Below are 16,349 nucleotides of genomic sequence, written 5' to 3' on the forward strand. Positions count from 1 at the left end.
CGAGCTACCAGTTAGTTCTTAATGATGCTTTGCTACGCAAATGCGTATCGTTGGTAGAATTATTTGTGTCTTTGTAAATGATACGAGCACCATTCTTGATAGACGCTTCAGCATCAATACCGCTTGGATCTGTTGTACCTCCTGCTGCGGTAGTACCCAATGCATAACCGTATTTCAATTTAGCTTCGTTTCCGGCAATAGCTTTGGTAGCAGCCTCATCTACGTTTCTGTAAATAGAATAACCTTCTCTATTAACGTGGTAAACATAACCTGCATCAATAGAAGGCAAAAAGCGCTTTCTATTATTTGTATTGTTTAATAAGAAAGACTCGATACCATCAACCACCCAACTTACAGGCACTTTCTTATTAGAAGATAAAACAACATTAGTTACATCAGCTCCGAAAGCTGCTGGAGTTGTATCTTTAGTTTCGAAAAGAAATACACCTGGTGTTAAGAAACTTGGTACCCAAGCATTACCTGCTGCATAACTTACAGATTTTAAGTAATGTGAAGTTGGTATTGATGCAGCTGGAGTAACATAATAATTAACGTTCCTATATTGACCAGCAACATCATAGGTTACATAGTAATCCTTATTATCAAAATTAATAGAGTTGGCAAACGTAAGCGTATTATTTACAGCATTATATAAAGCCACTACAATTTGTTCGCCTGGTTTAATGGTTACGTTTTGTTGGAAATACCAGAAACCAGAGTTTGCAGGTATCCAGCCTTCGTTCTCATACATTAACTTATCGTTTACATAAAAAGCATTTGTTCCATGTGCATTTAATGCACCGATAGCACCAATACATAAATTATTAGTGTTTGCAACGTAATTTGAATTGTTGTAAATTACGATGTAGCCATCATAACTAAAAGCAGTACCATCTCCTTTTGGAGTACCACCAACAAAAACTTCCTTAATTACCAATTGTGATGTTTTTGCTTCAGTAAGCTCTAACTTAATCACTTCATTCGAATTCCAACCATCAACAATTGCTACATTAGATTTTAATCCGTTATAAACAAATGCTGTTCCCGCACTAGATCTTACATCACTCGCAGAAATTTCATAGATATCCGTTGGTACCGAAAGTGTTGCTTTACCTTCAGCGTTAGTCGTAGCTTCGAAAGCTGTACCTTTTCCTGTTAACTTTACAGTTACACCTTCGGCCACACTAAAGGCACTTGCTGAAGGATACGTTAATTGAACTGTTACTGAATGTACACTGATGCCTTTGTCTTTCTTACAAGAAAAAAGAACTGCAACCGTAAAAAGCATTAAGTATGCTATTTTTTTCATAATAATTGAGTTTATATATATTGTATAATTGAGTTTAAAATTTTAATCTTAATGATGCGCCGTAATTAAATGCAGGGATAAAACTGCTATTAAATAAAGACGCCACATTTCCGTTATTTAAAAAGCGTACCTTGCCCATATTGTGAAAGAAATTATTTGCAAAAAACGATAGCGAAGCAAATCGTCCGATCTCTTTTGTTACGTTAAGGTTGGCCGAATAATAGTTAGATGTAGTATTTACATTGAAGTTATAATTGTAATTACTTTTAACTACCAGTTTTGCCAACTCATTATATAGATCTGGATCGTTGGTTTTTGCCCACAAGAATTTTTCTGCAAATGGAATTTTGGCTGATAAATCGTCAAGACTAGTGTAGTAATCCGGATAAGTGGCTACAAAGCGATTGCCTCCATAAATTCCGGACATTGTAGTTGATGGTTCATAAGCATCTCTATTATCTAATACAATGCCTCTTTCTTTTCCATTGGCTTCGCTTAAACTTCTAGAAAAGCTATAAAATGAGCCTTCCAACCTAGCTGATAAAACTAATCTAATTGCGGGAATATGTGTAGTAACAGTAAAATTCATATCTACAGATCTAGTAATACTGCCATTGGCTGAATTTGCACCACCAACGTAAAATCCAATATATTTATAAGCCAGTCCATTTTTCATCAATTGGGTAGAATTTGGCATAGAAGCTATTACAGTTTCTTCCAATCCTTTATATTGATAATAATTTCCATCTATCCTAAATGCTGTCCGAAGTGCTTTGATCTGTTTAAAATCCACGGTCCAAGTAATTCTATGTCGTGTAACGGGCGAACCGTTCTGATAAAATCCATTTGATAAAAACTCATACCTATCAGTGTATGAAAGCGTCTCGCTAGGCCTTGCTCCGGTAGCGTCTGTTACAGTGACTACTCCAGTAGCATCTACAGTATAAATTCTGTTGTTTTGAGGAATTGTAGATGCCTCTAAGTCTTTTTGACTAGTGAATTTGTGATAAAAGGGCTCATAAGTACTACCCGATATATAAGGATTATTCGTTCGATCTCTTGAAGCCGTTACGTAAATACGATTACCGGCAATAGTCGTGCTTATTGCAATTTCTTGCTGCACATTGTTCTGCCACTGTAAATTAGAATTAAAAATCCTAGTTCTTGGAAGCGTGTAGTAACCATAGAAAGTTTCTCCACTCGCAGTTGTACCTGCCTCGAAAGTTCTAACATCTTTAAATGAAGGTGTTGGATACAAGGCATCAAACCCAGGCAACTTCACAGTCTTACCCCATGAAACTTTTACGCTCAGATCTTCCATCAAACCACTTTCCTTTTCCCAAAACGTATATTTCACATTAGCTCTAGGCGACCAGTTTAAAATATCCCCATATTCTGATCCACCGATAGAAGTAACTTCAGAACGTACACCTCCAACTATTTGTAACGTAGATTTATTGATGGGAATAGTTATCGAGTTTTCTGCGTAAGCAGCATAGTTATTGGTAAACGATTCTAGGCTATAAGGATATTCACGCCAAGATGGTGCGGTAGCAATGTCACCATAATACCTACCGCGGCCATTGTTACCACTAACACTGAAATCGCCACCTAACAAAAAGTTATTATCTATTTTACCGATTTTTTTGAACCAGTTCCCTTTTAAACGGGCATTGTAATTGATGAGTTTGTTGTCGAGAAATTCTACCTCGTACCACCTGCCCAATGGAATTAAAATGATTGGCGCATTTGGATTAATGGCGTAGGGCTGGCCTACATGATATCCTTCTTGCCTGGTACGAACAGAAGGTGTAGAGGAAGACGTTTCTTTAAGAACGCTAACCTCACTTATTCTATCATTATAGTTGATATTACCAGAGGCTTCTAAATTGGTAATCCAAGGTTTATTCAACAACCATTTTGCAGAAACATTGGCCCTAATTGTGTTATCATTTTGTTTTTCGTAAGTATTTCTTAGCAAATCTGGATCACGTTTAGAATTAAATCCACCTTTATTTCCAGTAATACCAACGTTAAAAGTAATTGGCTGTTCGTTTTTTCTATTAAAGGTGTTGTTATAGTTGAGAGAGATAGTATTTCTATCATAAATAGTAAACGGGGAAGCTAGGTTAGCAATCGATTTGGTATGATCAATTCCAAAATTGAGCACCCCGTTATTTTCGCCCAAACTAATTCCTTTATTTAGCGCAACTTGTTTTGTATTTGGTCGTGCAGCTAATTCTAATAAATAAGGTGACAAACCTTTACGCGTATTAATCTTCACCATTCCATTGGTCATATCACCATGTTCTACAGACGGAATTCCTGTGATTATTTCTATCGATTCGATATTGCTGGTAGAAATATTCTTAGTATCAACGCCTTGTACAACCGAAGTAGAAGCAGATAGATCCCGTAAACCATTGTTAGATAGTCGCACACCATCAACCTCTACTCCCACACCAAATGTTGCATTTCCTCTTTCTAAAGAGTACCCATTAATTTGAAAACGTTGCTCAGATGTAGATGCGAGCGATACAGGCTGTCTTGTTTTACCACCAGGCAATAATGCAGCAGCATCCGTTACACTTTGGATCTGGATATGATCCAACGCCGTTCTATCCATCAGAAACGAAGTCGCTAAATCAGTTCCTTTTTTTGCGGTAATTTCAATTTGAGACAAGGTCAGGTTGTCTTCATCCATCAATAAAATTAAACCGCTTATGTTTTTATCAAGTGTATATTCATATTCGCGTTTTACAAAACCTAGGTATTGCACACTCAATTTTACTTTACCAGCAGGGATATTTTTAATGATGAATTCGCCTTTAGCATTTGCATTTGCCCAAAGTCCGCTATTCGGAACAGCTACGATAGCGAAATCTACAGGCTCTTGATTACGTCTATTAAGCACCTTTCCTGAAATAGAAAACTGCGCAGAAGCACTACCCACAAACCCAACAAAAACCGCAAAAAAAAGCAGAATACTTTTTATATCAGTTCTTTTAGTTTCGTCAGAAAAGTTTGTAAATACACTCATTTATCGGCAAATCATTTTGCCTAGTAGACTAGAGAGCGCATAGCTACGTAGCAAATTGCCGCAAATATAAGGTTATTTAGACTAAGTCAAAATAAAAATCCACTAATTTAATGTAGATTGCTAGATGCCATACTTTTAGAAGTACAATGTGACAACACCAATCGAGAAAACATCTTTTAGAATTAAGTTAACTAATTAACTAGGGGGCATTGCATTGATATCGCAAAACCTTGGCCTACGGCGGTAGTTATTTGATAATTAGCATTAATCATTTGCAACCTACTTTGGATATTCTGCATCCCCATACCATTTCTCTGATCCAAAATCTGCATATCAAATCCCCTACCGTTATCCTTATAAAAAATAGAAAGTTCCGTATCAGACAGTGTAAATTTAATAGCAATCTCAGTGGCATGCGCATGCTTCAGCGTGTTATTAACTAATTGGGTAAGCACCCTAAACAACGCCAATGAAGATTTTTCTGGCAGCTGTACATTCTCTACTTCGCTGTCACTTTCCAATAAAATCGAAATTTCACCAGTATTGTTAATCAGTGCTACAAAAGCTTCTACAGATGCAAAAACTCCAAACACAGCTAAACCCGGAGGCGATAAATCATGCGAAATATGTCTCACATCAACAATCATCTTATCTATTAGTTCTTTGGCGTCTGTAAGCACCTCTTCTTGGGGCTCGGTTACTTTGTTTTTTAAGGAATTGAGCATTAATTTGATGGCAGAAAGCGTTCCACCAATTTCGTCATGCAAATCTTGACCTATCCTTTTACGTTCAACCTCCTGCGAATCGATAACCGCACTTAGCAATTCCTTTTGTTGCGCTAACTGCGTTTCTTGCATCTCTCTCTTCTGGCGCCAAACCACGCCTTGGTTTCTAATATAGAACAATAAAAAGGATGCCACCAAAACAAGTAACAACACTACTCCGTAGAATACCAGCAAATAAACGTTATCAACCATTTGTACTTCTTTTTATCAAACCAAAAGCCTTGGCAAATGCTAAATACATTCCCAAAACTAAAATGGAGTGTATATCCCAAATTATAAGATTTAACTGTCTGTTAGAGGTTACAAATACAAAATAATTGGAAAGTATAAATATGAGCGTTGCTGCCGGAAAATAAACTAAAATACCAATATTAATCCAACTACTTGAGTGTTTCAACCAATCTTCTACAAAACCGCTTCTATATAAAAATAACAAACTAATAGTCGTTATCATAATAGCCTCTACTGGTCTGGTATAGGTATTAAACTCGTTGATACTTTGGAGAAACAGAAAATTAGCAATAAATAGCAAGGGTAATACAAAAATAGCAACAAGCAGAACCTTTTTTATACCACTATCTTGAAACGCAAAGAAAAAAAACCGCAGAAAAAAAACAGTCTCTAATATAGTGTAAATGTGTAATAGGAAGAGATTTTTAATACCATAATTACTTAAACATATCCCAATTGCATTGATGATACCAGCAGTAACTAGATAAAAGAACAGTGTCTTTTCTGCCCTACTTGCATAAATATATTTTGGCAAAAAAACGCCTATCGGAATAAGAATACTTAAAGGCACCAAAAACCCGGTCAAAATACTCCTAAACATTCTTCTTTCGCCTAATTAGACTAAAAGCCTTTGTAAAGAATAGATACATACCAAATACCATAAACGCATGCAAGTTCCAGATTAAGCTGGTCATCTCGTCATCTGTCATGATGAAAGTAAAGTAATTAGACAGAATAAAAATGAGACTAGCTGCGGGAAAATACATTAGTATTCCCACATTTATCCAGTTAATAGGCGAACCCAACCAATCTTCAGAAAAGCCAGTTCTATAAAGGTACAATAAACAAGTTGAAGTGATAATTAAGGCTTCTAAGGGCCGGGTGTGGGTATTGTGCGTAAAGATACTCTGAATGAAAGCTAAATTAATGATGCAAAAAATCGCAAAAGCAATCATCACATATATTAAAAACCTTTTAATTTTAGCACTATTAAAAATAAGATAGAAATAACTAAGAAAAAAAACAGTTTCTACTACAGTATAAAGGTGCAATAAGGGCAGGTTACGTATGCCGTTTTTTGCCAAAGTAACGGCGGCAGCATTAATAAGTCCAGCGGCAACTAAATAACAAAAAATAATTGTTAATGGCCTATCGGAATAGTTGTTCTTATAGATAAACATACCGATAGGCAAAAGTATAGTTAGGGGAACGAGAATTCCCATGAAAAAATTATTCAAAACTACTGGATAAAAAGCGGACTATCTTCATCACATTTACTTGGGCAGGGCTGTGTAAAATCATAGATATCACTATCGTCTTCTTCATCGCCTCCTAATCCATTTGTATGGGCAACAATGTCTGATCCGGCTAGATCTACAGGTACAATAAGTGCTGTAACATCATCTGCCAAATCCTCATCACCTTCTTTCACTGCAAAATATGCCCTTACGCCAGTTAGCGAATTTCTGATATTGCCATGATCGTCCAAACTTTGAAATTTTTCGATAATAGCCATCAAATCTGCAATTGGAATAAATACAGCTCTCGGAATGTTGGTTTCTGGAACTTTGTCAATTAATTGATTGCGAAAGCGTGTTACGCGATCGATAGCCTCTTGAAGAGGAACTGTTGGTATGTTAATTTTAGACTTCATCGTTTGTTATTGAGGGTAGCTTAAAACTCACTTTTAAAAGTTTTAAGTTTGGTTTATTTTTTGTCGAATCTAATAAAAAAATGATATTTGCAATTGAAATAAAATACTTGTTTTTATTCATCGTTGCATATCAAGCATATTAATTTAATTAATAAATAATTTTTTTAGGCTTATTTGCACAAATTCATATTTAAAATAATTTTTTAGCCGTATTTCTAAATGACAATTAACGTAGCAATAGCAGATGATCAAAAATTATTCAGAAAAGGAATGATTGCATTAGTTAATTCGTTCGAAAGCATGAAGATATTATTCGAAGCTGAAAACGGAAGACAGCTGTTAACAAATTTGGAACAAGCAGAAGTAATACCAAATATCATTTTATTGGATTTGTCTATGCCAGAGATGAATGGCTTAGAAGCTTTAAAAGTTATTAAGGAAACACATCCTTCTATTGGCGTTATTATTTTAACTATTCACGAAGCTGAACACCACATCTTAGCAACCATACAAGCGGGCGCAAATGCATACCTTGCCAAGAATGCCGAACCAGAAGAAGTGGAAAAAGCAATTAGAGAAGTTCACAAAAATGATTTCTATTTCACGATGCCAATGTTAGAGATCATGAGAAAAGGGCTGATAAAAAAACCTCAACCTTTAAGTCTAGATCAAAATGAAAACCCGCTTTCGCCACGAGAACTTGAAGTACTGCAACTGATTTGTAAACAGTTCAGCAGTGTAGAAATTGCGGAAAAATTATTTTTAAGTAATAGAACCGTAGAGGGACATAGAAATAACCTTTTAGCGAAAACGGGCAGCAGAAATACCGCTGGTCTTGTTTTGTATGCACTTAAACATAAACTAGTAGAAATAGACGAGCTTTCTAACTAAAGCATTCCCAAAATAGTTTATCTTGATGATCGTCTATTGACCTCTCCCTTGCAATGAAAAAGATTTTAGAAATTTGACCATAAAACTCATATTTCCCACAAATTTATTCCTATCTGATTACCACCACGTAATTTTACCTAGTTATCACGTAAACTTACCTGTTTAGCACTACAAGCAAAACCGCTCTAGTTAACTCATTTTATTCTTTGTCACTTAGTAGTGTTGAAAATAAGGCTCTCAGCTAAACAAACAAGGAATAAAATGAAGCATTACTTTTCTTACCCAATGAGCAACCATGTTGCCGATGATATGGTATCTGTAGGTAGTTTTACCGCAGAAGAAGATCAATTTCGTAACATCTCGAACGAGATTCTTCCGATAGTGAAAGAACTGATCAGCCATTGTGCGGCCCACGGGCTTTTCATTAAGATATTAAGTAGGAACACGGTGATAAGAAGATGCTTAATCAACGATCTGAATTTTGATATTTCTGCAGCTTATGAAGCTACTGAAAACCAGATGGATTTTACCTATCACAATTTTGGTTTAGCTTTCGGCATTGGCATATATGAAAGTTCTGCTTGCGGTCAGCTTAAGTATTTAGACCATCAGGTGTTTTATGACAAGGTTGGTAGAATAGGAGAAACTATAGGATTAACCTGGGCTGGCAATCATCCTTTCTTATCTAACTTACGTTACTTCGAACTTCGTCCAACTTGGGCTACAAGCATGAGCGAAAAAGAAATGATCAGTGAATTATATCGAAGAAAAGATGCTCAAATAAGCTTAATTGCTTCATAAAGCATTCAAATATTTAGCTCTCAACCGGTTCCTATAAAGAACCACTTCCAAAGCTCTGATCCGTCAGAGCTTTTAACGTTTTAATCGATTTTATCAGCCAGTCACAAATCGAAAGCATCTTCGCTAAACTTGTTCACTTGATAAAGTTTATCGTAATGACGTTTTTCTAAAAACTTAATGTCTTTTGATCTAATTGTTCTTTCCGGATATTCTTTCGTCAAAACATTTATCATCGCTGCTGCAATTTGTTTCATGGTAACCACCTTATTTGGCATTAAAATTTCAGCAAATGGATGTAAGATTTTTTTGAAGTTACGGCGAAAACCAAAAATTTTCTGTGATTGGAGAGGTTTTATCCATCCCGGTCTAAAATGATGCAGCCTTTTGAAGAGTAGTTTATTTAGCGCATCTTCCGTTCTACCTATCATTCTAGCCGAAGCTAGTTTACTGGTTTCTGTTCTATCTGCTTTGCTATGTGATAGGTAATTGAATTTGATATCTGGATTAAGCATCAATAATTTCACTGCAAAATTCAGTGTAATATCAAACACAATCTGTTTATAGATATGCTCACTTAGATACATCGAATCTATAGATGCACAATAGAAGCAAGCATCATAACCGGTCAATTCCTTTTCAAAATCATCAAGATTTAAAAAATCTGGAATAAGCACTTGCTTAACCTTTGGATGCCGTACTGGATTTTCCCATCTGCTCACCAGCAAAATTTCGGAGATAGATGCATCGTTTAGACACTCTAGCAATATGCCCTCGCCAACGAAATTATTGGCACCAGTTATGATTACCTTATATGTCATAGATTCAAAATTTAAGCGTTAATACCACTACTGCTTCACAATTGTGAATTCTGTACGTCTGTTTAACTGATGTTGAGCTTCTGTACATTTAACTCCATTGGCACATTTATTTTTCAATCTACTTTCGCCATAGCCCTTAGCTGTAATTCTGTTTTTAGAAACACCCCTATCTATGATATACTGTACAGCAGAATTTGCTCTACTTTGCGATAACCACTGGTTGTACTGATCATTTCCACGGCTATCTGTATGAGAACCTAACTCAATCCAAATGTTAGGATTGTCTTTCATAATTTTCACTAACTTATCTAGTTCCACAGCTGCATCTTTTCTGATGTTAGATTTATCAAAATCATACCAGCAACGTGAGCCGACAAAGGTGCTGGATTTGTAGTAGCTACAAGAGGAAGTCTTGCATGGAGCAAGCCTCTCTTTGTGCTTTCCAATTCTAGCAATGCATCTTTGTTTGGTAAATTTGAATTACCAGCTGTCCCATCTTTTACTTTTTGCTGCGCAAACGCAACAGTAAAACTGAAGAATAAACTAAAACCAAATAATAAACGTTTGTTCATATATCATCTTTATCTTAAACTCACATTTCTAAATCAAAACCTTTACTTTTCTGAAACCTGTTCTTAGGAACATTTATCAATTGTTAAGAGAGTGACGAGAATGTGATCGCTAATCTTGTTTATACAGCCCAACAGACTGTAACTTTTTTTTGACGATGCAAAGAAAAATAGAATAAAATCGGCTACAAAAAATTTGACTACTCACATCTACACACACCTCATAAACACTATGATAATCAACAAGTTAAACAGCATTAGTCGCCTACCAGTTATAGCTTGAGGTTTTAAGAAAAATGAGACATTTAAGGTGGATAGATTCGTTTCCACAGGTATTGTATCTATATTGTTTCTTCGACGTTTTGCATTTTGCCATCGAGTTGGGGAGCGCTTGACGATAACTGTAAGATCATTGTACTATCCTTTTCAAATTTTTATTCCTACGCAAAACCTTGTTTAAGCACACTAGGCTTATTTTTAGCAAAATATGAGAGATTTAGGGAATATGGATAGCGTGTATTAGGATATATCAATTTCCTTAGCTAGAAAACCAATATTTTAAAAAGTGTTCTATCCGCTTAATGGATTAATTTTGTTCTATCCAACTATTAAGAAATGGTACAACAAAATTAGTTGCGTTACAACAACATAAGCCCCTAGATCCAATGTCAATTCTACAACTAGTAAAGTTTCTTCTCTAAAGTAAAAAAGTGTGAAGCACGTATCCCATAAAATAGTGATAGACGGCCGAAGAGAAAGATAAGCAAATACAAGCATTTTAAGGTCGTAAGTGATTTATTCGTAAAGCTTTTCTTGCGAATAAAAAACTAAATCCTTAGTTTAGATAACTGCTTGCATTATACATATTTATGAGACAAATAAACTGCTCCTTCTCTGATGTTGGGCACTAATGGAAAACAAATGAAAAAAACTGCTCTTCTATTACTAATGCTTTTTGGGATTATAAATGTAATGGCGATTACAAACTTTACCGTTAGTGGTACAATAGATCCTAAACTCAACAACGAAAAAATGGTCATCTTTCCTATTTACCAACCTTCGTTAGGCTTGGAAAGCAAGGAAACTGAGTGCACTATTCTAGATGGAAAATTTGAATTTACAGTTAAAGCAGATGGCCTCGAAGCTTATGTGATCAAGATTACCAGCAACAAGGAAAGACACAGCAAAATCTTTCGCCTACTTCCACAAAATACTAGGATAGACTTTAAGAACACAGACCTTAGTCTTTATGAGTTAACGGGAAATAGCATTCATCAAGAAATACAAGAATTCAACCTTAAGTTATCCTCATTACCAAAACACGAACAGCATGCTTCTAGAATAAAATGGCTACAGGAAAACCTCTCATCTCCACTATCCTCAAGCATTCTCTTTGGACTGATACCACGGCTAACCGACGTTGAACTGAAACGTTTTTATCAATTAATTCCAAAAGAAAACCTTCTCGGTTCAATTGGGTCAGCATTACAATATCACGTTGAAAACTTAAGCATTGGTGCAACTGCGCCTCTTTTTTCTCAAAATAGCAGTGAACATAAGGTAGTTTCCTTATTAGATTATCGTGGTAAATATGTCCTTATCGACTTTTGGGCATCGTGGTGTGTACCTTGTAGAGCAGAAACTCCCTATCTGATTAAAGTCCATCAAAATTTTAAAAGTAAGGGGTTTGATATCCTAAGTGTTTCTCTGGATGATAACGCCAGTTTGTGGCTTCAAGCTATTGAGAAGGATCAGATGGTGTGGGCTAACGTTTCAGATCTCAACGGATGGGAAAACGTAGTTTCTAGGAAACTTTATAAACTGGGTTCGATCCCAGCAAGCTTTCTACTTGATCCAACCGGGAAAATCATAGCTAGAAATCTCAGAGGAAATGAACTTGAAAAGAAACTAAAGGAAGTGTTTGAAACAAAATAAGTTTAACCTATCAAAGCATAACCTTAAAAATCCATCACATTTAATTAACATTCTTATGCCAACAACATTCATATTCAGAAACACCCTTATCCTATTCCTAGCCATCTGCACAGAAATCTGTTATGCCCAAAAACAGTTGAAAATTACTGGACATGCACCAAATTTGGCAGATAGTACCGAAATCTACCTCTTGCCTTTGTATCCTAACCGATATACAGAAAGGCAAAAACGGGAAAGCAAAGCTGTGATGGAAAAACCATCAATGATTGTTAAAAATGGACAGTTCAATACAACCGTTAATGTTAGAAATGGCGAAGTCTATACTTTACGAGGTAAGAATATTAAAGGATTCAAAACAGTCTGTTTGGCCGAAGGAGCAATAGCATTTAACATCCCAGGGACAAGCTTAAGCGAAGCGACTTTTACGGGCAACGAAACTGCAGCGGCTTACGAAAGCTACTATAAAAACTACTTTGGAAGTGACATATATAAGGCCGCTGGCAATGCGAGGATAGCGGCCAAGGTTTCGAACAGTGCCAAGGATATCAGCTTGTCGGAAAAACTGATGGATTCGCTGAATAAGGTGTCTAGGAAAAATGCCATGGCACATTTTAAAGCCTATCCAAATTCTTATGCTAATGCAGCACTCTTAAACTCTCAAGGTTTCAGCGAGCAAGAGAAAAAGGAAATCTTTAATTCATTTCCAAAAAGCATTGCCGACAATAGCTATGGAGATAATTTAAGATTTTATATTGATAGCTTGTTCATCGGCAGTTATGCACCTCGGTTTACACAAAATGACACCGCAGGCAATGCAGTGAGACTAGACAGTTTTCGAGGTAAATATGTATTAATAGATTTTTGGGCATCCTGGTGTGTACCTTGCAGGGCCGAAAACCCTCATTTGGTAACAGCTATTGACACTTACGGCAAAAAGAACTTTAGTATTATAGGCGTATCGTTGGACGACAATAAAAAGGCTTGGTTAGATGCCATAAAAGCCGATGGGTTAAATTGGACACAAGTTTCTGATCTGAAGAAATATGACAATGAAGTCTCCGTGAACTATGGCATTTTTGCGATACCTGCAAATTTTCTATTAGATCCTTCCGGGAAGATCATTGCAAAGAACTTAAGAGGCAAAGAATTGTTGGAGGTTTTGGGAAAAGTAATTAAATGATTCTGATTGTGACCAGTTAATTTAACATAAACAACTGCTAAATACCAAGAAGGCAATTGAACAAAACCCCTATATTTGGAGACCGTCATTTTAACGCTATGCCTCAAGAAACAATAAATCAAAACCAACTCATCAGTTATTACCTGATAATGGCTGCCCTTGCGATCTATATAATTAATACTGCCATCCATACCAGTAATTTTAGAATATCTTTTTTCTTCAATCTAATTTTATATGCCACGGTTTATATTAGTTGTGCCCTACTGACAAAAAATAAGAAAAGATGGGGCACCTATCTATTCATCGCCTTAACTACTTATAACCTATATCATTTGCTATACTATTTTAGTGTATTGGATCGATTTCCTTTTTTCTATACTGCGTTTATCATTCAACTACTCTTACAATTAGTAGCAATCATCTACGGATTAAAAGCAATCAAAGCCAATCAACAAAAATTAAATTCCCATGAATAGATTTGCCCTAACCCTACTATTCGCGTTTTACGTTTTAAACGCCTGCTCTCAGAACAACCCAAGTAAAACTAGTGAAAAGCTAAATTTAGATTTTGAACAAGTTTACAAAGGATATCCTTCTAAATGGACGGGTTATGGAGATAAAGACTATTTGGTTTCTGCCGACTCTATACATCGGAAGAGTGGTAAGTTTTCTGCTATGATTGAAAATAAAGGGACCAAGACTGATTTTAGAGCAATATCCATTAACCTTCCAGCCAATTATGAAGGAAAGTCTATACGGTTAACAGGATATATCAAAACGGAGAATGTGAGCCAAGGTTACGCCGGACTTTGGGTAAGGATTGATCCAAATGTTGGTTTTGACAACATGGCTAAAAGAGGAATTACCGGAACCCAAGATTGGACCGCCTGCGAGATCAACCTTAACCTAAACCCTAACGCCACCGAGCAGATTGTTATAGGCGCACTGTTAGCGGGGCACGGAAAAATGTGGGTAGACGATCTGAAAGTAACTATCGACGGAATGGAACTGGATGATCCAAAACTAAAAATCCGTGTTAAAGAAGTGTTACCAGCACAAACAGACAAAGCTTTTGATAAGGGCTCTAATATCACTCTTAGCAACTTAGACCAGACCCAACTTGATAATTTAGAGTTATTGGGTAAAATCTGGGGATTAATGAAATATCATCATCCGGCGATTGCCAAAGGTAATTACAACTGGGACTATGAACTGTTTAGATTGTTGCCCGAGTACGCTAAGGTTAAAGACAAACTACAACGTGACAAAGTGTTAACCAATTGGATTGCTAAATATGGTGAAGTTCCAACTTGTAAATCCTGCAAACCCGTGGCAAGCAATGCCATATTAAAGCCAGACCTGACGTGGATTGGAGCTTCTGACCTGTCGATCGAATTAAAAAAATCGCTGATGAATATTTATGAGAATAGGCACCAGGGCAAACAATACTATATTGGTATGCACCAAGGCATAGGCAATCCTAGTTTTACGAATGAAAGTGCTTACGCGGATATACCTTACCCAGATGCGGGCTTCAGGCTATTATCGTTGTATCGCTACTGGAACATGATCAACTATTTTTTTCCTAATAAACATCTAACCGATAAAAAATGGGATACAGTACTTAGAGATTATGTAGCTAAATTTATTAATCCCAAAGATGAGCTTGCCTACGAACTTGCGGCGCTGCAACTCATTGGCGAAGTGAATGATACTCACGCCAATCTTTGGGGAGGGGGCAACAAAATTGCAGAATTACGTGGAAGCCGCTATGCTCCTTTTAAAGTTGCCTTTGTTGAAGATCAATTGGTAGTAACTGATTACTTTAATCCAGAGTTTTCCGAAGCTGCTAAATTAAAAGTTGGAGATGTCATTACACATATCAATGGAAAATCAGTTACTTCGCTTGTTGATAGTCTGAAACCCTACTACCCTGCCTCTAATAGTGCAGCAATGTTAAGAGACATTTCTGCCAATCTATTACGTACTACAGGGAATACAGTTCACTTAGCTTATATTTCAGCGACAAAGAAACTACAATTTGAAGTACCTACTTATGAAATGAAGCAACTGAACATTTATCGTTGGAAAGTAGACAAAAATGAAAAGTGCTATAAATTGCTTGATGGAAATATAGGTTATTTAACCTTGGGCAACATCAAGAATGAAGATATTCCCGAAATCAAGAAACTATTTAAAAACACCAAAGGCATTATTATCGATATCCGTAACTATCCAACTACTTTTGTTCCCTTTTCTTTAGGGGGGTATTTTGTAACCGAGCCAACGTCTTTTGTAAAATTCAGCTTCGGAAACCCAGATCATCCTGGCGAATTTATATTTAGAGATGGGCCAAAAATCACTAGCGACAGGAACCGTTATCAGGGGAAACTTGTGGTTTTGGTAAATGAAAGTTCCCAAAGTCAATCGGAATATACGGCAATGGCTTTTAGGGCAGTAAAAAACTCTTTAATTATTGGCAGCACTACTGCAGGCGCAGATGGTAATGTTTCTAACATTAGCCTACCAGGTGGACTTAGCACTATGATTTCAGGAATTGGTGTTTATTATCCAGATGGAAAAGACACCCAGCGGGTAGGTATTGTACCAGACATAGTAGTTAATCCGACCATTGATGGTATTAAAAAAGGTAAAGACGAAGTGCTTGAAAAAGCAATTAGGGAGATAGACAACTAGCCACTGGCCATAAAGTGCTATCATTTACATTTGACGATATTTGAATAATCTCATTATCGGCAAAAGATAACGGTGCAAATTATGGTCTGGAACAAAAACAGTTCAAATTGCAGTTTCAGGAAATCGAGAACAATCGCTAAAATATCGTTTTGCGTCTTCAGTTAGTTATGTTTAGATGCTTCCTGTGCTATCATCTAATCAGATTGAATTTCCGCAAATGATGTTTATATGGCATTTCATTTTTTCAATTCAAGTTATATTTCACATTTTTTAATACCTAAATGGTTTAAACCTAAATATGATCACCAAGGTTAAAACTCATATTGCTTATTCATCCCAAGCTCTAAACTTCTGAATTAAGATATAACACTTTTTTCTTAACAAAAATTAAGACAGGACAAAAACAACCTATTATCAAATAAAAAATAGATTTTCTACA

13 protein-coding genes and 1 pseudogene are annotated in these 16,349 nt (G+C 36.2%); 5 read left to right on the forward strand and 9 right to left on the reverse strand.

Annotated features, from left to right (window positions below; all coding sequences use genetic code 11):
* Positions 1-4 precede the first annotated feature (4 nt).
* The 6 genes from AC23ME_RS12310 to AC23ME_RS12335 all read right to left on the reverse strand — a co-directional run bounded on the left by AC23ME_RS12310 (position 5) and on the right by AC23ME_RS12335 (position 7,019).
* On the reverse strand, positions 5-1,309 hold the full coding sequence (locus AC23ME_RS12310) for a DUF4876 domain-containing protein (RefSeq protein ID WP_487728065.1): 1,305 nt from the start codon (positions 1,307-1,309) through the stop codon (positions 5-7).
* Positions 1,310-1,343: 34 nt separating this feature from the next.
* Positions 1,344-4,349, reverse strand: coding sequence for a TonB-dependent receptor (locus AC23ME_RS12315; protein ID WP_487728066.1), 3,006 nt, complete (start codon positions 4,347-4,349; stop codon positions 1,344-1,346).
* 191 nt (positions 4,350-4,540) lie between these two features.
* A complete protein-coding gene (locus tag AC23ME_RS12320) occupies positions 4,541-5,326 on the reverse strand; it encodes a sensor histidine kinase (RefSeq protein ID WP_487728067.1) in 786 nt (261 codons plus the stop codon).
* Positions 5,319-5,936 (reverse strand): hypothetical protein, encoded by a 618-nt coding sequence (locus tag AC23ME_RS12325; protein WP_487728068.1) that lies wholly within the window; start codon positions 5,934-5,936, stop codon positions 5,319-5,321. The genes AC23ME_RS12320 and AC23ME_RS12325 overlap by 8 nt, the downstream gene beginning before the upstream one ends.
* A gap of 22 nt (positions 5,937-5,958) precedes the next feature.
* Entirely contained in the window at positions 5,959-6,603 is a 645-nt protein-coding gene (locus AC23ME_RS12330) for a hypothetical protein (RefSeq protein WP_487728069.1), read from the reverse strand.
* Between the two features lie 2 nt (positions 6,604-6,605).
* Positions 6,606-7,019, reverse strand: a complete 414-nt coding sequence (locus AC23ME_RS12335; RefSeq protein ID WP_487728070.1) for a hypothetical protein — start codon at positions 7,017-7,019, stop codon at positions 6,606-6,608.
* Positions 7,020-7,238: 219 nt separating this feature from the next.
* Here AC23ME_RS12335 and AC23ME_RS12340 point away from each other — a divergent pair, with 219 nt between their 5' ends.
* Positions 7,239-7,910: a response regulator transcription factor gene (locus tag AC23ME_RS12340; RefSeq protein WP_487728071.1), complete on the forward strand. Its 672-nt coding sequence runs from the start codon at positions 7,239-7,241 to the stop codon at positions 7,908-7,910.
* 261 nt (positions 7,911-8,171) lie between these two features.
* Positions 8,172-8,711, forward strand: a complete 540-nt coding sequence (locus AC23ME_RS12345; protein ID WP_487728072.1) for a M15 family metallopeptidase domain-containing protein — start codon at positions 8,172-8,174, stop codon at positions 8,709-8,711.
* A 101-nt stretch (positions 8,712-8,812) separates the two neighbouring features.
* Here AC23ME_RS12345 and AC23ME_RS12350 read toward each other — a convergent pair whose 3' ends face one another.
* The 3 genes and pseudogenes from AC23ME_RS12350 to AC23ME_RS12360 all read right to left on the reverse strand — a co-directional run bounded on the left by AC23ME_RS12350 (position 8,813) and on the right by AC23ME_RS12360 (position 10,101).
* Complete coding sequence (locus AC23ME_RS12350) at positions 8,813-9,529, reverse strand: Rossmann-fold NAD(P)-binding domain-containing protein (RefSeq protein WP_487728073.1); 717 nt, start codon at positions 9,527-9,529, stop codon at positions 8,813-8,815.
* Between the two features lie 27 nt (positions 9,530-9,556).
* Positions 9,557-9,889: pseudogene (locus AC23ME_RS12355) on the reverse strand (OmpA family protein); the annotation flags it as partial.
* Positions 9,838-10,101 (reverse strand): hypothetical protein, encoded by a 264-nt coding sequence (locus tag AC23ME_RS12360; RefSeq protein WP_487728074.1) that lies wholly within the window; start codon positions 10,099-10,101, stop codon positions 9,838-9,840. The gene AC23ME_RS12360 and the pseudogene AC23ME_RS12355, both read right to left, overlap by 52 nt.
* A gap of 918 nt (positions 10,102-11,019) precedes the next feature.
* On the opposite strand from AC23ME_RS12360, the gene AC23ME_RS12365 reads away from it, so the two are divergent.
* The 3 genes from AC23ME_RS12365 to AC23ME_RS12375 all read left to right on the forward strand — a co-directional run bounded on the left by AC23ME_RS12365 (position 11,020) and on the right by AC23ME_RS12375 (position 15,910).
* Complete coding sequence (locus AC23ME_RS12365; RefSeq protein ID WP_487728075.1) at positions 11,020-12,033, forward strand: redoxin domain-containing protein; 1,014 nt, start codon at positions 11,020-11,022, stop codon at positions 12,031-12,033.
* 55 nt (positions 12,034-12,088) lie between these two features.
* A complete protein-coding gene (locus AC23ME_RS12370; RefSeq protein WP_487728076.1) occupies positions 12,089-13,213 on the forward strand; it encodes a peroxiredoxin family protein in 1,125 nt (374 codons plus the stop codon).
* Between the two features lie 468 nt (positions 13,214-13,681).
* Positions 13,682-15,910, forward strand: a complete 2,229-nt coding sequence (locus tag AC23ME_RS12375) for a S41 family peptidase (RefSeq protein WP_487728077.1) — start codon at positions 13,682-13,684, stop codon at positions 15,908-15,910.
* Positions 15,911-16,349: the final 439 nt, after the last annotated feature.

Source organism: Pedobacter sp. T50_32 (assembly GCF_057652195.1).